This window comes from Streptomyces sp. NPDC008121 (assembly GCF_042957155.1).
GTDB lineage: Bacteria > Actinomycetota > Actinomycetes > Streptomycetales > Streptomycetaceae > Streptomyces.
In genome coordinates this window covers 488,489-508,209 of record NZ_JBIBHT010000003.1, presented here as the reverse complement: position 1 = coordinate 508,209, position 19,721 = coordinate 488,489, and the positions used below count along the sequence as shown (strand labels likewise).

The 19,721-nt window shown below is 71.5% G+C and carries 21 protein-coding genes; 11 read left to right on the top strand and 10 right to left on the bottom strand.

Annotated elements, in window-relative coordinates; all coding sequences use genetic code 11:
- Positions 1 to 27 precede the first annotated feature (27 nt).
- The gene (locus tag ACFZBD_RS12315) at positions 28 to 1,626 is read left to right on the top strand and encodes a Na+/H+ antiporter (protein WP_391139287.1); all 1,599 of its coding nucleotides are present in this window, start codon (positions 28 to 30) and stop codon (positions 1,624 to 1,626) included.
- Between the two features lie 220 nt (positions 1,627 to 1,846).
- Here the strand turns inward: ACFZBD_RS12315 and ACFZBD_RS12310 are convergent, their stop codons facing one another.
- A complete protein-coding gene (locus ACFZBD_RS12310) occupies positions 1,847 to 2,764 on the bottom strand; it encodes a pyridoxal-phosphate dependent enzyme (protein ID WP_391139286.1) in 918 nt (305 codons plus the stop codon).
- A 153-nt stretch (positions 2,765 to 2,917) separates the two neighbouring features.
- Complete coding sequence (locus ACFZBD_RS12305; protein WP_391139285.1) at positions 2,918 to 3,508, bottom strand: N-acetylmuramoyl-L-alanine amidase; 591 nt, start codon at positions 3,506 to 3,508, stop codon at positions 2,918 to 2,920.
- Between the two features lie 266 nt (positions 3,509 to 3,774).
- On the opposite strand from ACFZBD_RS12305, the gene ACFZBD_RS12300 reads away from it, so the two are divergent.
- Both ACFZBD_RS12300 and ACFZBD_RS12295 read left to right on the top strand, forming a co-directional pair.
- Complete coding sequence (locus ACFZBD_RS12300) at positions 3,775 to 5,190, top strand: family 2B encapsulin nanocompartment shell protein (RefSeq protein WP_391139284.1); 1,416 nt, start codon at positions 3,775 to 3,777, stop codon at positions 5,188 to 5,190.
- 179 nt (positions 5,191 to 5,369) lie between these two features.
- On the top strand, positions 5,370 to 6,398 hold the full coding sequence (locus ACFZBD_RS12295; RefSeq protein ID WP_391139670.1) for a family 2 encapsulin nanocompartment cargo protein polyprenyl transferase: 1,029 nt from the start codon (positions 5,370 to 5,372) through the stop codon (positions 6,396 to 6,398).
- On the opposite strand, the gene ACFZBD_RS12290 is transcribed toward ACFZBD_RS12295, so the two are convergent.
- The gene (locus tag ACFZBD_RS12290; protein WP_391139283.1) at positions 6,379 to 6,981 is read right to left on the bottom strand and encodes a TetR family transcriptional regulator; all 603 of its coding nucleotides are present in this window, start codon (positions 6,979 to 6,981) and stop codon (positions 6,379 to 6,381) included. The genes ACFZBD_RS12295 and ACFZBD_RS12290 overlap by 20 nt on opposite strands.
- Positions 6,982 to 7,100: 119 nt before the next feature.
- On the opposite strand from ACFZBD_RS12290, the gene ACFZBD_RS12285 reads away from it, so the two are divergent.
- Both ACFZBD_RS12285 and ACFZBD_RS12280 read left to right on the top strand, forming a co-directional pair.
- A complete protein-coding gene (locus ACFZBD_RS12285) occupies positions 7,101 to 7,688 on the top strand; it encodes a dihydrofolate reductase family protein (RefSeq protein ID WP_391139282.1) in 588 nt (195 codons plus the stop codon).
- A 458-nt stretch (positions 7,689 to 8,146) separates the two neighbouring features.
- A complete protein-coding gene (locus ACFZBD_RS12280; RefSeq protein ID WP_391139281.1) occupies positions 8,147 to 8,566 on the top strand; it encodes a DUF6304 family protein in 420 nt (139 codons plus the stop codon).
- Positions 8,567 to 8,659: 93 nt separating this feature from the next.
- Here ACFZBD_RS12280 and snpA read toward each other — a convergent pair whose 3' ends face one another.
- Positions 8,660 to 9,322 (bottom strand): snapalysin, encoded by a 663-nt coding sequence (snpA, locus tag ACFZBD_RS12275; protein WP_391139280.1) that lies wholly within the window; start codon positions 9,320 to 9,322, stop codon positions 8,660 to 8,662.
- Between the two features lie 186 nt (positions 9,323 to 9,508).
- On the opposite strand from snpA, the gene ACFZBD_RS12270 reads away from it, so the two are divergent.
- Genes ACFZBD_RS12270 through ACFZBD_RS12260 form a run of 3 tightly spaced genes read left to right on the top strand, consistent with a single transcriptional unit; the run spans position 9,509 to position 11,135 of the window.
- Positions 9,509 to 10,465, top strand: a complete 957-nt coding sequence (locus ACFZBD_RS12270; protein WP_391139279.1) for a LysR substrate-binding domain-containing protein — start codon at positions 9,509 to 9,511, stop codon at positions 10,463 to 10,465.
- Complete coding sequence (locus tag ACFZBD_RS12265; protein ID WP_391139278.1) at positions 10,462 to 10,671, top strand: hypothetical protein; 210 nt, start codon at positions 10,462 to 10,464, stop codon at positions 10,669 to 10,671. The genes ACFZBD_RS12270 and ACFZBD_RS12265 overlap by 4 nt, the downstream gene beginning before the upstream one ends.
- Complete coding sequence (locus ACFZBD_RS12260; protein WP_391139277.1) at positions 10,668 to 11,135, top strand: GNAT family N-acetyltransferase; 468 nt, start codon at positions 10,668 to 10,670, stop codon at positions 11,133 to 11,135. Before ACFZBD_RS12265 ends, ACFZBD_RS12260 begins: the two co-directional genes overlap by 4 nt.
- Here the strand turns inward: ACFZBD_RS12260 and ACFZBD_RS12255 are convergent.
- Together ACFZBD_RS12255 and sodN are read right to left on the bottom strand one after the other, a co-directional pair.
- Positions 11,108 to 12,253 (bottom strand): hypothetical protein, encoded by a 1,146-nt coding sequence (locus ACFZBD_RS12255; protein WP_391139276.1) that lies wholly within the window; start codon positions 12,251 to 12,253, stop codon positions 11,108 to 11,110. The two genes, ACFZBD_RS12260 and ACFZBD_RS12255, sit on opposite strands and share 28 nt — an antisense overlap.
- A gap of 271 nt (positions 12,254 to 12,524) precedes the next feature.
- Entirely contained in the window at positions 12,525 to 12,920 is a 396-nt protein-coding gene (gene sodN / locus ACFZBD_RS12250) for a superoxide dismutase, Ni (RefSeq protein ID WP_215065625.1), read from the bottom strand.
- 151 nt (positions 12,921 to 13,071) lie between these two features.
- Here sodN and sodX point away from each other — a divergent pair, with 151 nt between their 5' ends.
- A complete protein-coding gene (gene sodX, locus ACFZBD_RS12245) occupies positions 13,072 to 13,524 on the top strand; it encodes a nickel-type superoxide dismutase maturation protease (RefSeq protein ID WP_391139275.1) in 453 nt (150 codons plus the stop codon).
- Here the strand turns inward: sodX and ACFZBD_RS12240 are convergent.
- Positions 13,479 to 14,057 (bottom strand): ABATE domain-containing protein, encoded by a 579-nt coding sequence (locus tag ACFZBD_RS12240; protein ID WP_391139274.1) that lies wholly within the window; start codon positions 14,055 to 14,057, stop codon positions 13,479 to 13,481. The two genes, sodX and ACFZBD_RS12240, sit on opposite strands and share 46 nt — an antisense overlap.
- A gap of 94 nt (positions 14,058 to 14,151) precedes the next feature.
- Between ACFZBD_RS12240 and ACFZBD_RS12235 the strand changes: the two genes are divergently transcribed.
- Positions 14,152 to 14,916: a methyltransferase domain-containing protein gene (locus ACFZBD_RS12235; protein ID WP_391139273.1), complete on the top strand. Its 765-nt coding sequence runs from the start codon at positions 14,152 to 14,154 to the stop codon at positions 14,914 to 14,916.
- Positions 14,917 to 15,021: 105 nt separating this feature from the next.
- Here the strand turns inward: ACFZBD_RS12235 and ACFZBD_RS12230 are convergent, their stop codons facing one another.
- Genes ACFZBD_RS12230 through ACFZBD_RS12220 form a run of 3 tightly spaced genes read right to left on the bottom strand, consistent with a single transcriptional unit; the run spans position 15,022 to position 17,725 of the window.
- Positions 15,022 to 15,783 carry an ATP-binding cassette domain-containing protein gene (locus tag ACFZBD_RS12230; RefSeq protein ID WP_391139272.1) on the bottom strand — a complete coding sequence of 254 codons (762 nt, stop codon included), beginning with the start codon at positions 15,781 to 15,783 and terminating at the stop codon, positions 15,022 to 15,024.
- A 5-nt stretch (positions 15,784 to 15,788) separates the two neighbouring features.
- On the bottom strand, positions 15,789 to 16,721 hold the full coding sequence (locus tag ACFZBD_RS12225) for an ABC transporter permease subunit (protein ID WP_391139271.1): 933 nt from the start codon (positions 16,719 to 16,721) through the stop codon (positions 15,789 to 15,791).
- A 29-nt stretch (positions 16,722 to 16,750) separates the two neighbouring features.
- Positions 16,751 to 17,725, bottom strand: a complete 975-nt coding sequence (locus tag ACFZBD_RS12220) for a transporter substrate-binding domain-containing protein (protein WP_391139270.1) — start codon at positions 17,723 to 17,725, stop codon at positions 16,751 to 16,753.
- Positions 17,726 to 18,260: 535 nt separating this feature from the next.
- Here ACFZBD_RS12220 and ACFZBD_RS12215 point away from each other — a divergent pair.
- On the top strand, positions 18,261 to 19,472 hold the full coding sequence (locus ACFZBD_RS12215; RefSeq protein ID WP_391139269.1) for a malic enzyme-like NAD(P)-binding protein: 1,212 nt from the start codon (positions 18,261 to 18,263) through the stop codon (positions 19,470 to 19,472).
- Positions 19,473 to 19,721 lie beyond the last annotated feature (249 nt).

Genomic DNA, 19,721 nt, shown 5'->3' with positions numbered 1-19,721 from the left:
CGCGGCGCATTGAGACGGGGACGGGGCATGGACGCTCTGCAGCTGGTGGGACTGGTCGCGGCGAGCGCGGCGGTGGCGGGCGCCGCCCGCAGGACGCCGGTGCCGGCCCCGCTGCTCCTGGTGGCGGCCGGCCTCGCCGCCTCGTACGTACCGGGCGTCCCCGACTACACCCTCGACCCGCACATCGTGCTGCCGCTGATCCTGCCGCCCCTCCTCTACACGGCCGCGGTGGAGTCCTCGTACCTCGATCTGCGGGCCAACATCCGGCCCGTCGCCCTGCTCTCCGTGGGGTACGTCCTCTTCGCGACGCTGGCGGTCGGCTGGCTGGCGTACAACCTGGTGCCCGATCTGCCGCTGACCGCCGCGCTGGTGCTCGGCGCGGTGATCGCACCGCCGGACGCCGTCGCCGCGACCGCGATCGCCCGCAAGCTGGGGCTGCCGAACCGGATCACCACCATCCTCCAGGGCGAGTCGCTGGTGAACGACGCCACCGCGATCACCGCCTTCAAGGTCGCCCTCGCCGCGGCGGTGGGGGAGGGCGTCAGCTGGGCGGGCGGGATCGGCGAGTTCGCCCTCGCGGCGGTCGGCGGCATCGGCGTCGGCCTGGTGCTCATGGTCCCCATCCACTGGCTGCGCTGCTGCCTGGACGGCCAGGCCCTGCTCCAGAACACCCTCTCCCTGCTGATCCCCTTCGTCGCCTACGCGGCGGCGGAGGAGGTCGGCGCCTCCGGAGTCCTCGCCGTGGTCGTCGTCGGCCTCTTCCTCGGCCACCGCAACTGGCAGGTCGACTTCGCCACCCGCCTCCAGGAGGAGGCCGTGTGGAAGATGGTCGCCTTCATCCTGGAGTCCTCGGTCTTCGCGCTGATCGGACTGCAGCTGCCGTACGTCGTCCAGGGCCTCGGGCAGTACGGCATCGCCGAGGCGGCCTGGTACGCCGCCGGGGTCTTCGTGGCCGTGGTCGTGGTCCGCTTCCTCTGGGTCTACCCGGCCACCTTCCTGCCCCGCTGGATGTCCGAACGCATCCGCGAGCGCGAGCCGGGCGTGGACTGGAGGGCTCCGCTGATCGTCGGCTGGGCCGGCATGCGGGGCGTGGTCTCCCTCGCCATCGCCTTCTCCATCCCCGTGATGACGGACGGCGTGGAGTTCCCCGCCCGGAACCTCGTCCTCTTCCTCACCTTCACCACCGTGATCGGCACGCTGGTGGTGCAGGGCCTGACGCTGCCGCCGCTGATCCGGCTGCTGAAGCTGCCCGGCCGCGACACCCACGCCGAGACCCTCGCCGAGGCCCAGGCCCAGAGCGAGGCGTCCCGGGCCGCCCAGGAACGCCTCGACCTGCTCCTGGCCGACGAGTCCAACACCCTGCCCCTGCCGCTCGCCGACCGGCTCCGCACGGTCCTGGAACGCCGCCGCAACGCGGTCTGGGAACGGCTCGGAGCGGTCAACGACGTCACGGGGGAGACGGCGGACGACACCTACCGCCGGCTGGCCCGCGAGATGATCGACGCCGAACGCGAGGTCTTCGTCCGGCTCCGCGACGAGCGCCGCATCGACGACGAGATGATGCGCACCCTGCTCCGCCGCCTGGACCTGGAGGAGGCGGCCGCCTACCGCGAGGAGACGGCCTAGGCCGTCTCCGGAAAGTCCCGCCTGGCCCGCGACGCCTGGCACGCCCTCCCCCGTAGCCCTTCGGGCACGGGAGGTGCCCCCACGCTGCGTTGTCGGGATCACCCGAGTACGCCCAGTACGAGGGCGACCCTCCGCCTTGCGATCGCACGCGCCAGACGCCGCGGGCCCTGCCCTGCGGGCAGACGGCGCTACTTTCCGGACACGCCCTAGAGGGGCGCCCTCAGCGCGGGGGCGCGCCCGTGATCACGGCGGCGATCCGGGTTCCCGGGGCGAACGCGCCCTCCTCGGCGAGGGTCACGAGCCCGAACAGTATTTCGGCCACATACAGTCGCTCGATGGCGAGTTCATGCCGCGCCTCGAAGTCCGCCGCGAACGCGTCGAGCGCCGGGGTCGTACGGGCGTAGCCGCCGCAGTGGAAGCGGTCGTCGAGGCTCCAGTCGCCCCGTGGACCGCCGAACGCGGCGGCCTGGAGGGCGCGTACCTCGGCGCCGAGGAAGCCGCCCTTGAGGACCGGCACGCCGATCGCCCGCCGACCGGGCGCGAGGCCGCCGGCGAGGCCCGCGAGGGTACCGCCCGTGCCGCAGGCCACGGCCACCACGTCCGCCGCCCCGGACAGTTCACGGCCCAGCTCCGCGCAGCCCTCGACGGCGAGCGCGTTGCTGCCGCCCTCGGGGACCACGTACGTCCCGGCGGGGGCGTCGGCGAGGAGCGCGGCCCGCACCTCGGGGTCGTTCTTGGCGCGGTACGTGGAGCGGTCCACGAACACCAGCCGCATCCCGTCCGCCGCGCAGCCCGCGAGCGAGGGGTTCAGCGGCCGGCCGGCAAGCTCGTCCCCGCGGACGACCCCGATCGTCTCGAAGCCGAGCAGGCGTCCGGCGGCGGCCGTCGCGCGCAGATGGTGGGAGTACGCGCCGCCGAAGGTGAGGAGCGGGCGGCCGTCGGCCGCCCGCAGGTTGAGCGCGAGCTTGCGCCATTTGTTGCCGGGCAGGTCCGGATGGATCAGGTCGTCTCGTTTGAGCAGGAGCCGCAGACCGCGGCGGGTGAAGCGCTCGTCCGCGACCGGCTCCAGGGGGGACGGCAGCCGCGGCCGCAGCCGGGCGAGGGAGTGGTCGAACGCGTTCACCAGGCCATTGTCCATGGCGGGCCCGTCCCCTGGGGGAGGGCGGGCGGTCGTCGAGGGCGGGGCCGGGCGGGCGGGGCGCCGCGGGGAGGGGGTCGGGGTCGGGGTGCAGGGGTTCCGCGGGCAGGGGTGCGAAGGTGCCGGTTCGCCGGGGGCCGGGGTGGCGGGCCGCTATCTCAGGCGCTCGCCGATGCGCTGCCGCATGGAGGCCATGGTGAAGCCCCGCGGGTCCACCTTCCCGGGCTGCCACTCCAGGTGGCCGATGACCGAGCGCTGGGACCAGCCGTGCGCGCGGCACACCGCGGCCGCCGCCTTCTCGATGGCCTCCAGCTGCACCTTCGGCCACGGATCCGTCCCGTTGCCGAGGTTCACGCACTCGAAGCCGTAGAAGTGCCGGTTGCCGTCGACGGTGGCCTCGTTGTCCGGCGGCAGGCCCCGCTCGGCGATGACCGCCCGCAGGACCTCGTCGTCGCCGGCGCCGGCATGGTTCGCGCGGCCGTAGCCGACCAGGTGGACGGTGCCGTCCTTGGCGATCACGCCGTGGCAGAGGGGCCCCGGGAGCGAGGCGTGGCCGTCGCGGCAGAGCCGGACCGAGTTCGCGGTGCCCCGGGTGACGGTGTGGTGGATCATCACGCCGTGGACGGGGCCCCACGGGCCCTTGTGGTTGCGGTTGTGGGTACGCCAGTCGCCGACCTCGACGACCGAGAGTCCCTCGTCGCGCAGCGCGTCGAGGAACCTGCTCGCGGACAGGGGTGGTGCCATGGACCGACTCCTTCGGATGAGCTGGACGGGAGGAGACGCTGGTACCGGAGTACCGGAGTCTCCCGCTCCGCGACCATCCGTTCGGACCGTGTGCGAGCCGATTCGGACAACGGCCCGTTCGGCCGTCAGAAGGGGGGCTGTTCGAGTGGAAACAGGGGGACATGCCCAGCTGGAGCCGGTCCAAGCCACTCGTTTGTGTAATGGCGCGCGCACTCTCCGTGCTGAAAGGCTTCGTCTCGCAGTTCAGTCATACGAGAGGGAGTTCCATGTCCGTTGGTTCGGTTGGCGACGAGGTCCGCGTGGATCAGGCAGGTCCGCAGCAGAGTCTCGGTACCGCCGCCGCGCGGAACCTCGCGACCACCACCAAATCGGCCCCGCAGATGCAGGAGATCACCTCCCGGTGGCTGCTGCGGATGCTGCCGTGGGTGCAGGTCCAGGGCGGTACGTACCGGGTGAACCGGAGGCTCAGCTACTCCGTGGGAGACGGGCGTGTCACGTTCGTGCAGACCGGCGAGCGCGTCGCGGTCATCCCCGCCGAGCTCGGTGAACTCCCCGCCCTGCGTGGTTACGACGACGAGCTGGCCCTCGTGGAGCTGGCGTCCCGCTGCCGCCAGCGGGAGTACGCGGCCGGCGCGGTGATCGCCACCGCCGGCGAGCCCGCCGACCGGGTGTTCCTGCTCGCCCACGGCAAGGTCGAGCAGCTGGGCGAGGGGCCCTACGGCGACGAGGCGATCCTCGGCGTCCTCGCCGACGGCTCCTATTTCGGCGACAGTTCGCTGACCCAGGAGGGGGCCACCTGGGAGTGGAGCGCCCGAGCGGCCACCGCCTGCACCGTCCTCGAGCTCACCCGTGACGACGTGCGCAACCTCGCGGACCGCGCCGACTCGCTCGCCACCCACCTGGCGGGCGTCGCCGCCCTGCCCCACCAGCGCACCAACAAATACGGCGAGGCCGCGATCGACCTCTCCGCCGGCCACGTCGGCGAGGCGGTCGTCCCCCACACCTACGTCGACTACGACGCCTCGCCGCGCGAGTACGAACTGTCCGTGGCCCAGACCGTGCTGAAGGTCCACAGCCGGGTCGCCGACCTGTACAACCAGCCGATGAACCAGACCGAGCAGCAGTTGCGGCTCACGGTCGAGGCGCTGCGCGAGCGCCAGGAGCACGAGCTCGTCAACAACCGGGAGTTCGGCCTCCTCTCCAACTGCGACTACGGCCAGCGGCTCCAGCCGCACGACGGTGTGCCCAGCCCCGACGACATGGACGAGCTGCTCTCCCGCCGTCGCGGCTCCAAGATGTTCCTCGCCCACCCGCGCGCGATCGCGGCCTTCGGGCGCGAGTGCAACCGCCGGGGACTCGTGCCCGAGTCCATCGAGATCAACGGCAACCGCATCCCGACCTGGCGCGGCGTGCCGATCTTCCCCTGCAACAAGATCCCGGTCTCGGACGCCCGGACCACCTCCATCATCTGTATGCGTACGGGTGAGGCGGACCAGGGCGTGATCGGCCTGCAGCAGTCCGGCATCCCGGACGAGATCGAGCCGAGCCTTTCGGTCCGCTTCATGGGCATCGACGAGCAGGCGATCATCTCGTACCTGGTCACCGCCTACTACTCGGCCGCCGTGCTGGTCCCGGACGCCCTCGGAGTCCTGGAGAACGTGGAGGTCAGCCGCTGGCGCTGAGCCGGAGCGGACGGGGCCCCCGAGCCTTGCCCGGACCCCCGCCAGGGACCGGGGCGGGGCCCCGTCCCGCCCCGGTCCCGGACGCCCGGGAAGCCCTCGGCGGGGCCCCGGCCCCGCCGAGGGGAGAGCCGAGCCACACAGACAGGAAGGTGACCGTGACCACGACCAGCGCGGATGCCATGACCGACGGCGGCCAGGGCGCCGCGGCATTCCTCGACGAGACCAGGACCGTCGTCCACCCCCAACTGCGCCGCACCGTGGAATCGCTGCCCGGCTCCATACGGCGCGTGGCGATGTACCACCTCGGCTGGGAGCACGCGGACGGCACACCGGCCGCCGAACAGGCGGGCAAGGCGATCCGGCCGGCGCTCGTGTTCGCCGCCGCCCGGGCGCTCGGCGGCGACCCCGCCCCGGCGGTGCGGGCGGCCGCCGCGGTGGAACTCGCCCACAACTTCACCCTGCTCCACGACGACATCGTGGACGAGGACCCGACCCGTCGGCACCGGCCCACCGCCTGGACGGTGTTCGGGATCCCGGACGCCCTGATCGCCGGGGACGCCATGCTCGCCCTGGCCCTGCGCCTGCTCGCCGAGGACGGCCATCCGGCGTCCGCCGCCGCCTCGGCCCGGCTCACCGCCTGCATCATCGAGCTCTGCGCCGGACAGCAGGCCGACTGCGCCTTCGAGCAGCGCGCCCCGCACGAGGTGTCGCTGGAGGAGTGCCTGGCGATGGCCACGGCCAAGACGGGCGCCCTGCTGGGCTGTTCCTGCGCGGTGGGCGCCCTCTACGCCGGGGCGGGCGAGGAGGAGGTCGCGGCGATGGACTCCTTCGGCCGCGAGGCCGGGCTCGCCTTCCAGCTCATCGACGATCTGATGGGGATCTGGGGCGACCCCGACCGCACGGGCAAACCCGCCGGTGCCGATCTCGTCGCCCGCAAGAAGTCGCTGCCGGTGGTGGCGGCGCTCGCCTCGGGGACCGAGGCGGGGGAGGAGCTGGCCGCTCTCTACGCCCGCCCGGTGCTCGACGGTCCGGCGGTGCGGGCGGCGGCGGACGCCGTCGAGCGGGCGGGCGGCCGGGACTGGGCACAGACCCAGGCGGCCGACCGGATGGGCCGGGCCGTGCAGCAGCTGGCCCGGGCGGTGCCGGACCTGTCGGCCGCCGGGGACCTGCTGGCCCTGGCGGAGTTCGTCACCCGCCGGACGCGGTGAGGGGCGGGCGGTCCGTCGGCACGATCCGGGTGACGACCGTGTCGATCAGCTCGTCGAGCTCCCGCTCGGCGTGCAGACCGGGCACCGTCAGGTGGTCCAGGAAGAGGCCGGTCAGCGCGAGGTAGAGCAGCCGGACGGTCTCGGCGTCACCCGGCATGCCCGCCGCCAGGTGCAGGCGGGTGTTCTCGTCCAGGTCCGCGCGCAGGACCGTGGTGAGCCGGTCGCGCAGCTCGGGGCGCCGGGTGGCTTCGAGGCGCAGCTCGAAGAGCCCCAGATAGCAGGTGCGTTCGGCCACCATCCGCCGGGCGGTCCACCGCATCAGCTCGGCGACGAGCTCCCGGCTCGGCTCGGGCCGCAGGGCCGTGTCGACGGAGGCGGCGTCCGGAGTCAGCCGTACGAAGATCCGTTCACCGACCTGGGAGAGGAGCTGGTCGCGGTCGGTGAAGTAGTTGGACGAGGTGCCCGTCGGGACCCCGGCCCGGGCGTCGACCGCCCGGAAGGTCAGGCCCCGGGCGCCCTCGTCCGCCAGCACCTCGATCGCGGCGTCCAGAAGGGCCGTACGCCGCTCCGGGTTCCTTGCCATGCCGACTCCTCGTAAAAAGATCTTCTTCTGATAAAAGCCTTGCGCAACCACTACAGGTGAAGCACTATAACCGTCGTGGTTGCGGTCGCAGCCGCCTTCCCGCACAGAAGAGGACCGGTTTGCGCAAGCTCACCTACTACATTGCCTGCTCCATCGACGGCTTCATCGGCGACCCGAAGGGCGACGCCTCGTCGATGTTCGCGTTCCACGCGGGCGAGTACGGGGCGGCCATGACCGCCGAGTATCCCGAGACCATCCCGGCGCACGTCCGGCACCTGCTCGGGATCGACCCCTCCACCGCCAACAGGCACTTCGACACCGTCGTCCAGGGCATGGCCTCCTACCGCCTCGCCCTCGACATCGGCGTCACCAGCCCGTACGCACACCTGCGGGAGCTGGTCGCCACCCGCTCCCTCGCCGAGTCGCCCGACCCTCACGTCGAGCTGATCGCCGACGACCTGGTCGGCCGCGTCCGCGAACTGAAGGCCGAGGACAGTCCGCTCGGCATCTGGCTCTGCGGCGGTTCGACCGTCGCCGGAGCGCTGATCGAGGAGATCGACGAGCTGATCATCAAGACCTACCCGCAGGTCTACGGCTCCGGCATGCCGATGTTCGGCGCCGACTTCACCCCCCGCGACTTCACGCTGGGGGCCGTACGCGCCTACGACAACGGCGTCCTCGTGCGGACGTACACCAGGAAGCGGTGACATGTCGCGCGCCCTACCCTGGAGGTATGGGCACCGACCAACGCCTTACCGGCCACGATCCACAGGCCGAGCCGGTCTGCCCGGCCTGTGGACGGCCTGTCGGTACGGCCATCAGGCGGCACAAGGTCCTGGGCGCATGGGTGCCGCTCTGGGAGGCACGGCCGTGCCCCCACGCGGACTGCGCCCTCGTCGGCCGCCGCGCGGACGGCTCCCTGCCGCCGGCGCCGAACCGGAGGACACCCGGCCGGGGAGCACCGGGGCGGCGTAGCCCGGCGACGCCGACGATGCCGGAGGTACCCGGGCCGGTGGGTCACGCGCGGGGTGCGGAAGACGCGGGGGCAGGTGGCGCGGAAGCCACTACCACGCAGGTGACCGGCAAGAACGGTGAGACCGGGAGAAGTCCGGCCCCCGGGTGACCGGCCGCGCGGTGGAGCCGGTCATACCGCTACAGTCCGCGCATGTCATCGGAGTCGACAGAAGTCTGGACCGGCTGGTACCGGGACCGCGGCGGCGCGGAAGCGATCGTCATCACGGTGGACGGCCGTCAGGTGTCCACCCGCATCAGGGGAATCGAGTACACGGGCGCGGGCTTCGGCGCGCTCCGCGCGGCCGACGGGAGCGGCGAGCCGCTCACCGGGTGCGTCCTGGAATGGGACCTGCCCCTTCCCGTCGTCCTTGAAGGGGTCTCCGAGCAAGCCACCTTGGGCTGCCTGCTGGCCCTCGGGGAGCGCGTGGACCTCAGCCTGACCCTGCACTACGGCGGCGCCGCCTACGAATCCGGGATCGCCGGCGGCGACTTCGAGGAGGCGCTCGCCCGGGTCAGGCGCCAACTGCCCGCCGGGGCCGCCTTCGGCCGCCCCGTGCTGCAAGCCGCCTGACGCGTCGGCTCCGGCTCCCGGGTTCTCTCCGCCCTGCCCGGCGGGGTGCTCCCCGCCCCCCGGCCGGCGCCGGGGGGGCGGGAAGCCGTCGGATCAGGGGGTCTTGAACGCCGACGCGAGACCGTAGCGCCAGAGCTGGTCGACCCGGGCGCGTTCCTGCGCGTTCGGCGTCGCGTTCTGGCACGAGGTGCCCGGACCGCCGCCGGACATCAACTCGCTGCACGGGCCGGAGTAGCGGTCCGGCAGACCGAGGACGTGCCCCGTCTCATGGGCGGTGACACGGGTGGAGTTGTACTGCTGGTTCTGCCGGTAGTCGAGGAAGATGTAGCCGCTCCCGTGGCCGTCCGTGCTCGCGTACGAGCCCCGGGAGTCGTTGCCCTCGTAGTAGCGGAAGTCGGGGTTGCTGCCCTCCACCAGCCGCACGTTGACCACGGAGCTGTTCCATATCTGGGTGCTCCGGGAGATCTGCGAGCGGAACGAGGGCGCGTTGGCGGCGCTGTACACGACGGTGACGGCGGCCGCGCCCGGCGCGGCGGCACGCTTCTTCGCCACCGACTTCACGACGGCGTCGAAGAACGCCTTGTTCGCCTTGGCCTCCGCCGTGGATCCGGCGTAGGCCGCGAACCCGGCGGGTGCCGCCACGGCGGACGGGGCGACGGTGGTGGCGGAGGCGGTGGGGGCGGCTCCGAGTGCGGCGGCGAGGCCGAGACCGAGGGTCGCGGCGAGTGAGGCGGTGAGGATCTTGGGGCGTCTCATGGGGGGCTCCTCCTGATCGGTTGGGGAGAGTGTCGGGGGAGCCGGGGCGTGCGCGGATGATGGCAGCCGCCGATAGCCCGAACGCATCACCCCCGCCCCGTCGGCCCCAACCGCCCCCGCCCACACAGGAATTGATGCGACGCAGGTGTCTGGTGCGACGGGGGGTGCCGCCCTACCCTCTGGGTCATGGAGCTGGAGGTGAGGCATCTGCGCGCGCTCTGCGCCATCGCGGACACCGGAAGTCTGCACAAGGCCGCGCGCCACCTCGGCATGAGCCAGCCCTCGTTGACCACCCAGCTGCGCCGGATCGAGAACGCCCTGGGCGCCGAACTCTTCTCCCGGGGCCGCACCGGCTGCCGGCCCACGCCCCTCGGATGGGCCGTCCTGAGCAGGGCCCGGCCGCTGGTCGACCAGATGGCCACGCTGATCAGCGAGACCAGGGCCGCGGCGGCCCGGACCGACGGACCGCTGTTACGGGTCGGATCGACCGCCAGCCGCGCACTGCCGGGCTGGCTGCGCCGACTGCGCCAGGGAAGCCCGGTGACCGACATCGCGCTGCACATGGACGTCTCCGCCAACGCGCTGCTGCGCGCGGTCGCGACCGGCCAGCTGGACGTGGCCTTCGTCCACGAGGTCGAGGGGTGCCCGCTGCGGGTCCCCGAGGGCCTTCAGGCGCGGGTCCTGGTGGAGCGGGAGCCCCAGTTCGTCTCGATGGCCCGCGACCATCCGGCCGCCGGGCGGGCGGTGGTGGACCTGTCCGACCTCGCCGAGGACCGCTGGATGGTCGACCCGACCGTGGACGGCGAGTGGGACGGGCTGCGCCGGGTCCTGCGCGAGGCCGGCATCGACCCGCCGCTACTGCACGGCGACTACCACACGGCCGCCTCGCTGATCGCCCTGGGCGAGGCCGTGGCGCCCTGCCAGCCCACCTCCGGCCCCCGGGAGGACATGGCCATCCGCCCTCTGCGGAACGACCCGCTGGGCGTCCGCCTGCTGCTCTACGCCCGCCCGGGACTCCCGCTGGAACCTCTGTACGCCGACCTCGCGGCGGCCTACCGGGAGGCGGCGCTGCGGGCGGCACCGTACCGGCGGTGGCTGCGGCGGCACGGGATGTCCGTGGGGCCGTGCATGATGACGGCATGACGGATCTTGTGGACGAGGCCGCGCCGCTCTCGCCGCCGCGGGGACATCACGCTCGGGCCGTACGGTCGTTCGGGGTGCGGCAAGCCGGCGGGCAGCTCGCGGCGCGCGACCGGGTCGGGGTGCGGGAAGCCGGCGGGGAACTCGCGGCGGGTTACCGGGTCGGGGCCTGGGCGGCCGGCGTCCTCGCCGGCGGAGGGATCCGGTGACCGCCGCCCGCGTCCGCCACGCACGCCCGGAGGACCTGGAGCGGGTGGCCGAACTGGCCGCCGAGCACGCCGTCTACGAGAAGTCCCCGCCCCCGGCCCCGGGCCTCGCGGACCGGCTCGCCCGCCTCCTCTTCGGCCCCGAACCCACCCGCCTGCGCTGCCTGGTGGCCGAACTGCCCGACGGCACCCTGGCGGGCTACGCCACGTGCGCCCCCGAACTCTCCACATGGGACGCCGCCGAATACCTCCACCTGGACTGCCTCTACCTCTCGCCCACCCAGCGCGGCCTGGGCCTCGGCCCCCTCTTCATCACCGCCCTTCACACCGAGGCCCGCGCCCTCGGCCTGACCGAACTCCAATGGCAGACCCCCGCCTGGAACGAGGGCGCCATCCGCTTCTACGACCGCCTGGGCGCCACCTCGAAGCCGAAGCTCCGCTACTTCCTCCCGGTGGACCCGGGGTAGGGCCAAGCCCCGGCGAGCAGGCGCCGTGCCTCCTCGACGATCGAGTCCGCCAGGGGTTCCCGGTCGCCCGTTCGGATCGCCGACCAGTCGTTGTAGGCGTCGGTCATCTCGACCAGCGGCCTGAGCGCCTGCGGCCGGGCCAAAGCGCCCCACCCTTCGTACGTGATGAGGTCACCGCCGTGGCCGGGGGACAGGCTGCCGATCACGATCAGCCGGAGCCACCAGCGGACGAGTTCCCGGCGGGCGGCTTCCCAAGGGAGGTCGGTGGTATCGGCGGGAAGTTCCTGGAGCAAGCCGAGTTCGTCCAGCACCCGGTCGAACAGGGCGTCGGCGTGCTCGTGCTCGGAGCGTGACAGGCCGGCGAGAAGGGGGAGGGACTCCGTCTCGACCTCGAGGACCAGGGCCGTGAGGCCCGCCTCGATGAGCTGCTCCGGGTGATGCCGTCGGCCGATCAGGCGTTCCAGGGCCAGCATCCGGAGGAAGTCGACGGCCTCCTGCGCGGTCGTGGCGTACGGGACGAACGGCGTGGGCGCGGTGACATCGAGACCCGGGCCGCCCTCCACGAAGTACGACCAGAAGTCGACGGTCGAGTGGGCGAGGAGACTGCTTGATCGCCCGGCGAACTCGTGGTGGATGTAGTCGGCGAGATCGTTCCCGTAGAGGATGACGTCGGTCTGGTGGACGGACAGCACGGGATGACCGTGCTCGCCCGCCGTGCCGGGCAGGTAGCGGTGTCCGTAGACCGGGACCAGCTGCGGCACGCTCGCCAGCTCGGTCCCCGCGACGCGCAGCGCCTGGGATGTCTCCGCCGGCCTCGACGGCCAGGCGGGATGCCAGAACGCGGCGTGCTCCACGTCGAAGAGCACCCCCTCAACCGGCCACGCCAGCCGCCCGGCCAGGTCCTCGGGGTCGCCGTCGCGCCAGTCGGGCCACGACGAGCCGCGCGGGAGCCCCGCGGCGAGGAAGACGCGGTGGTCCGCCGAGAACGTGAAGCCGAACCGTGTCTCGACCGCGTCGAGCTCCCGCGCGGTGAGCCCCGGGCCGATCTCGGTGCGGAGCGCGCCCTGAAGGGCCCGGGCGATGTCCAGGGTCAGTCGCGGATTCGACAGCGTGTTCACGCCGGCCAGCGTAGTAAGCGGTAACGGCGCACCTGCCGGGACCCGATCGCAGTCGCTCCCTCATCGCGTTTCACCACGGAGGCCCCCTGATCGAACCGAGCCCGGAGGAGCGGCCGCCGTCACCGCGCCGCGCCTCTTTGCACCCCACAACCGGCCGGAAAAGACCGCACCCGGGCCCCAGGGACGCCGGGTTCGGCGGTCTGGGGGTCCGGGTGCGGACAGCTAAGCGGCGCGACCCGCGAAAGTACAGGTCAGGCCGCCTAGAGGGAGATCAGGCCTTCTTCGTCTCCCAGAAGATACGGTCGATCTCGGCGATCAGCTCGAGAGCCTTCTCGCCGGTCTTCGGGTCCGTCGACGCCTTGGCGGCCGAGAGGGCCTTCAGGGTGTCGTTGATGAGCTGGTGCAGCTCCGGGTACTTCTCGAAGTGCGGGGGCTTGAAGTAGTCGCTCCACAGCACCGACACGTGGTGCTTGGCGAGCTCCGCGCGCTGCTCCTTGATGACCGTGGCGCGGGCGCGGAAGTGCGCGTCCTCGTTGGCCTGGTACTTCTCCTGGACGGCCTTGACCGACTCGGCCTCGATCCGGGCCTGGGCCGGGTCGTAGACACCGCAGGGGAGGTCGCAGTGGGCGCTGACCTTCACCTTGGGGGCAAACAGGCGGGAAAGCATGCAGCTGGTCCTTCCTCGTGATCGTCTTCTCAGGTGGGAGATTACTCCCCGAGAAGCGTGTTTTCGCGAGCGCCCCCTGAGGCTTAGGGCAAAAGTCCAGGGTCACCATGGGACTCGTGGAGGAGTGGACGATCGGACCGGGAGGTGCCGGATGACGGAATCGGGGCGGGAGCCGGGGCGGGGGTCCGGGCCCCTGTTCGGGATCGCCGAGGTGACGGGGGTGTCCATGGTGCCCACGCTGCTCCACGGTGACCGGCTGCTGGTGCACTACGGAGCGCTCCCGCGACCCGGGAGCGTGGCCGTGCTGCGCCACCCGCTCCAGCAGGATCTGCTCATCGTCAAGCGGCTGGTCGAGCCCCGGGGCGACGGCTGGTGGGTGCTCGGCGACAATCCGGCCGCCGAGGGGGACAGCCGGGTCTTCGGGGTGGTGCCCGCCGAGATGGTCCTCGGCCGGGTGCGGGCGCGCTACCGCCCCGTGACGCCCGGCCGCCGGCGTTCGCCCCTCGTGGTCCTCTCGTGGCTGTTCTCCGCCCTCAGACCCGTCGTGACGGTCCGTTCCTACGGGGCGGAGCGTTCGGCCTCCAGGCGCTTGCGGGCCCGGTAGGCGGCCACGTTGGCGCGGGTCGCGCAGCGGTCCGAGCAATAACGGCGGGAGCGGTTGGTCGAGGTGTCGAGGTACGCGTTCCGGCACGGCGACGCCTGGCACAGGCCGAGCCGGTCGGCGCCGAACTCCGTCAGGTGGAAGGCGAGGCCCATCGCCGCGATCGCCGCGTAACCCGCCGTCGCGTTCGAGGGGTGGTCGGCGAGGTGCATGTGCCAGCGCGGCCGCCCCTCGTCGTCCAGATAGTCGTGGCCGGAGATCTGCGGGCTGACCGGGAACTCCAGCAGGAGCGAGTTCAGCAGGTCCACGGCACGGGTGTGGTCGCCCTCGTCGGCCGCGGTGAAGACCCCCCGCAGCCGGCCCCGTACCGACCGGAAGCGGGTCACGTCCGCGTCCGTGGTCCGCCGCGCCATCTGCGAGGCCGTGCCGAAGAGCTCGCGCACCGCCTCGACGGAGGTGAGGGAGTCCTTGTTGCGGGTCGGCTCCTCGGTGTTGACCAGACGCACGGCGTAATCCGAGTAATAGGCCAGTTCCACTTGTAGTCCTTACTCCGGCGGTCTAGGGTCTGGGCGACAGGGGGTAACGGCTGTTTCCCCTTCGAGGGTATTACGAAGAGGGTGAGGTTCGGCGATGACGGACGCGGCGACGACCGGAACCGACTGGGCGGCCTGGCAGCAGAGCTGGGACCGTCAGCAGGAGTGGTACATGCCGGACCGGGAGGACCGGTTCCGCGTGATGCTCGACATGGTCGAGGCCGTGGTGGGGACGGAGCCCCGCGTCCTGGACCTGGCGTGCGGTACAGGGAGTATCACGGACAGGCTCCTCAAGAGGTTCCCGAAGGCGACCAGTACCGGCGTCGACCTCGACCCCGCACTGCTCGCCATCGCCGAGGGCTCCTTCGCCGACGACCCGCGCGTCACCTTCGTCACCGCCGACCTCAAGGACCCGCATTGGGTGACCCGGCTCCCGTACGGGACGTACGACGCCGTGCTCACCGCCACCGCGCTGCACTGGCTGCACACCGAGCCGCTGACCGCGCTGTACGGGCAGCTCGCCGGCCTCGTCCGTGACGGCGGCGTCCTCATGAACGCCGACCACATGATCGACGAGACCACGCCCCGCATCAACGCCGCGGAGCGGGCCCACCGGCACGCCGCCATGGACCGGGCCAAGGCCGACGGCGCCCTCGACTGGGCGGCGTGGTGGGCCGTGGCCGCCCAGGACCCGGTCCTCGCCGAGCCCACCGCCCGCCGCTTCGAGATCTACGGCGAGCACGCCGACGGGGACATGCCCTCCTCCCGCCGCCACGCCGAGATCCTCCGAGCCGCCGGCTTCGCCGAGGCCCGGCCGGTCTGGGCCTCGCCCTCCGACACCCTCGTCCTCGCGGTGAAGTAGACCGCCGCCGGCGCCCGGCCCGCGAAGGCTCCGACGCCCCGGACAGTGCCGGACACGGGAAGGGGCGGTACGGGAGATCCGTACCGCCCCTTCACGACGTACCGCCTACAGCACCTTGGACAGGAACGCCTTCGTCCGGTCGTGCTGCGGGTTGGTCAGGACCTCGCGCGGGTGGCCGGCCTCGACCACCACGCCGCCGTCCATGAAGACGAGCGAGTCGCCCACCTCGCGGGCGAAGCCCATCTCGTGGGTGACGACGATCATCGTCATGCCCGACTCGGCGAGGTCGCGCATGACGTCCAGGACGTCACCCACCAGCTCCGGGTCGAGCGCCGAGGTCGGCTCGTCGAAGAGCATCAGCTTCGGCTCCATCGCCAGCGCGCGGGCGATGGCGACACGCTGCTGCTGGCCGCCGGAGAGCTGCGAGGGGTAGCTCCCGGCCTTGTCGGCCAGGCCCACCCGGTCCAGCAGCCGCTCGGCCCGCTCGCGGGCCACCGCCCGGGACTCGCCCTTCACCTGGATCGGCGCCTCCATGACATTGCCCAGGGCCGTCATGTGCGGGAACAGGTTGAAGCGCTGGAAGACCATGCCGATGTCCCGGCGCTGGGCCGCGACCTCGCTGTCCTTCAGCTCGTAGAGCTTGTCACCCTTCTGGCGGTAGCCCACCAGCTCGCCGTCGACGTACAGCCGACCCGAGTTGATCTTCTCCAGGTGGTTGATGCACCGCAGGAAGGTGGACTTGCCCGACCCGGACGGGCCGATCAGGCAGAACACCTCACCGTTGTTCACCTCGAGGTCGATGCCCTTGAGGATGTGGGCGGCACCGTAGGACTTGTGGACGCCCTCGGCCTTCACCATTGCCGTCATGTGTTTCACCGCCGCCAGTTGGAGAGGGAGAGCATGTTCGCCTTGACCTTCTGCCACGGCGTGGGCGGCAGCGAGCGCAGCGAGCCACGTGCGTAATGCCGCTCCAGGTAGAACTGGCCGACGCTGAACACCGACGTCAGGATCAGGTACCAGATCGAGGCGACGAAGAACATCTCCATCACCGCGAACGAGGTCGACGCGATGTCCTGGGAGGCGCGCAGCAGATCCGGGTACTGCACGGCGACGACCAGGGACGAGGTCTTCAGCATGTTGATGAACTCGTTGCCGGTCGGCGGGATGATCACCCGCATCGACTGCGGGAGCACCACGCGCCGCATCGTCTTCGCCTGGCTCATGCCCAGGGCGTGCGACGCCTCCGTCTGACCCTCGTCGACCGACTGGATGCCGGCCCGGACGATCTCCGCCATGTACGCGCCCTCGTTGAGGCCGAGACCCAGCAGGGCGGCCAGGAAGGGGGTCATGACATCGGTCATCTCGTCCTTGTAGAACCCGATGTTGAAGATCGGGAAGATCAGGGCGAGGTTGAACCAGATCAGCAGCTGTACATAGACCGGCGTGCCGCGGAAGACCCAGATGTAGAGCCAGGCGACCGAGCTGGTCACCGGGTTCTTGGAGAGCCGCATGACGGCGAAGAGGACACCCAGCACCAGACCGAGCGCCATCGAGGCGACGCTGATGAGGATGGTGTTCCCCAGGCCCTCCAGGATGCTGGGGTCGAACAGCTTCTCCGGCACGGTCGCCCAGCGCACGTCGCCCTGCGAGAAGGCGAACGCGAGGAGGACGAGGAGGGCGACGACCACGACGCCGGCGACCCAGCGACCGTAGTGGCGGACCGGAATGGCCTTGATGGCCTCCGGCGGGATCCCGGCCGGGGCGGGCGACGCCCCGGCGGGAACCTTGTCGAGCTTGTCAGTCACTGCGACTGCCCTTCAGTGGTGCGTGGGGGTCAGGAGCCGCCGTTGATCTTGGCCGCGGGGATGGCACCGTCACCGGCGTTCCACTTGTCGAGCGCGGCCTTGTAGGTGCCGTCCTTGATGATCGCGTCCAGGGCTTCCTTCAGCGCGTCCCGGAGCTGCGTGTTCTTCTTGTCCACCGCGATGCCGAAGAGACCGGCGTCCGTCTTGTTGGCGATGGCCTCGAAGTCGTTGCCGCCGCCCGCGGTCTGCGCGATGTACGCGGCGACCGGCGAGTCGTTCAGGTCGGCGACCGCGCCGCCGGCCTTGACGCGGGTCTGCGCCTCGGCGTCGGTCGGGAAGGACTCGAAGGTGAGGGCCGGCTTGCCGTCCTTCTTGCACTTCTCGGCCTGGTCCTTGGCGGCCTGCTCGTAGGTCGTCCCGCGCTGCACGGCCAGCTTCTTGCCGCACAGGTCGTCGAGCGACTTGATGTTCTCCGGGTTGCCCTTCTTCACCAGGATGCCGGTGGAGGCGGTGAAGTAGTCGACGAAGTCGACACCGGTGCCGGTCTTCTTGCCCTTGTCGTCCAGGCCCTCCTGGCGGGCCTTGGTGTCGGTCATCGAGGACATGACGATGTCCGTACGACCGGTCGGCAGGGCGGTGAGCAGCGTGTCGAAGGTGCCGCTGGCGAACTCGAACTTCACACCGAGCTGCTTGGAGAGGGCGGCGGCGATGTCGGGGTCGACACCGACGATCTCCGCGCCCTTCTTGAACTCCATCGGGGCGTACGTGGCGTCCGTGCCGACCTTGATGACGCCGGCCTTCTGGATGTCGGCGGGCAGCTTCGAGAAGAGCGGGGCCTTGGAGGCGCCGCCGGAGGCGCTGGCCTCGGGGGTCTTCGCGCCCTCGGTCTGGTCTCCACAGGCGGTCAGCAGCATGGAGCCGGCGACCGCGATGGCGGCGACCGCGGCAAGACGGGAGGTGCGGGTCTTGGCGGCGGTCGTACAGCGCGTGGAGCGTGCGGTCATGGTCGGGTTCCTCCGGCGTGTGAGGGAGTTGCCATAGGCCGCGCACGCACCTTCGGGTGTCGCGACCTCGTGTGATTACGGCATCTTGCCATTCGGACCACCCCAAACAGGGGGCCCCGCATGTCAAAATCGGATAACGGGTGACCCCCGAACCCGGACGGACCGCTCCCGCAAGGCCGCACCTTCTCCGGGGATACCTGATACGGACCGGAAAATCTCCGGTTGATCTCGCCATTCGGACGACACGAAGCGCGCGAATTCGTGCTCTCGGGTATCAGTCAGGACATGGGGTGACGTGTCCACCCAGGACAACGTGACGATACGGCCGTATGAGTCGCATCACCGCTCCAATTCGGACTCGTCCGCGGTGCCGTCTGTCCGGTAAGAAGGATCCTTACACCCCTCATCCGGGGCTCAGGGCGCGTTGTGCGGCGCGCCCGCGCGGCTACCAGACACGGTGGCCGCGGGACCCACCCACCCCTCCTCAACCAGGAGCGGCCACCCTCAAATGATGAAGACTTAAGGGGTCAACCCAATGGCAGCGGAGATCGTCAACCCTCGCAGCGACAGCGGTCCGGAAGGGGCTCAGGAAGAGCCCTTCGATCCGGCCTTCGCGCTGCACCGCGGCGGCAAGATGGCCATCTCGGCCACCGTGCCGCTCCGGGACAAGGACGACCTGTCCCTCGCGTACACGCCCGGAGTCGCCAAGGTGTGCACCGCGATCGCCGAGCAGCCGGAGCTGGTCCACGACTACACCTGGAAGTCGCAGGTCGTCGCGGTCGTGACCGACGGAACGGCAGTGCTCGGCCTCGGCGACATCGGCCCGGAGGCCTCGCTTCCGGTCATGGAGGGGAAGGCCATCCTCTTCAAGCAGTTCGGAGGCGTGGACGCGGTGCCGATCGCGCTCGCCACCACCGACACGGACGAGATCGTGGAGACCGTCGTCCGGCTCGCCCCGTCCTTCGGTGGAGTGAACCTGGAGGACATCTCGGCGCCGCGGTGCTTCGAGATCGAGCGCAAGCTCCAGGAGCGCCTCGACATCCCCGTCTTCCACGACGACCAGCACGGCACCGCCGTCGTCACCCTCGCCGCGCTCCGCAACGCCGCGAAGCTGACCGGCCGGACCCTCGGTGACCTGCGGGGAGTCATCTCCGGCGCCGGCGCGGCCGGGGTCGCCATCGCCAAGTTCCTGCTGGAGGCGGGGCTCGGCGACGTGGCCGTCGCGGACCGCAAGGGCATCGTGAGCCGCGACCGCGACGACCTCACCCCGGTCAAGCGTGAACTCGCGGAGCTCACCAACAAGGCCGGCCTCTCCGGCACGCTGGAGACCGCCCTGGCCGGCGCCGACGTCTTCATCGGCGTCTCCGGCGGTACGGTCCCGGAGGCGGCGGTGGCCTCGATGGCCCCGAACGCGTTCGTGTTCGCCATGGCCAACCCGAACCCCGAGGTCCACCCCGACGTCGCGCACAAGTACGCGGCCGTCGTGGCGACCGGCCGTTCGGACTACCCCAACCAGATCAACAACGTGCTCGCCTTCCCGGGCATCTTCGCGGGCGCCCTCCAGGTCCGGGCCTCCCGGATCACCGAGGGCATGAAGATCGCCGCGGCGAACGCGCTGGCGGACGTGGTCGGCACCGAGCTCGCCCCCGACTACGTGATCCCGTCCCCGTTCGACGAGCGCGTCGCCCCGGCGGTCACGGCCGCCGTGGCGGCGACGGCCCGCGCCGAGGGCGTGGCGCGCCGCTGACGCGACGGCACACACGAGGGGTGTGAGAGGGGTCCCGTTCCTTCCGAGGACGGGGCCCCTCCGTGCGTCCCGCGCCTTTCGAGGGGCCCCTGCGTGCGTCCCGTGCCTGTCGTGGGCGGGCCCCTCCGTGCGCCCCGCACCTGTCCGGAGCGGGCCCCCTTCGTGCGTTCGAGAGGTGCCGGCGGGGCGGCCGCGAGGGCTGTCGCCAGGGACATGCGTCACACCGTGGCATGGTTCCGTGACGGAGCC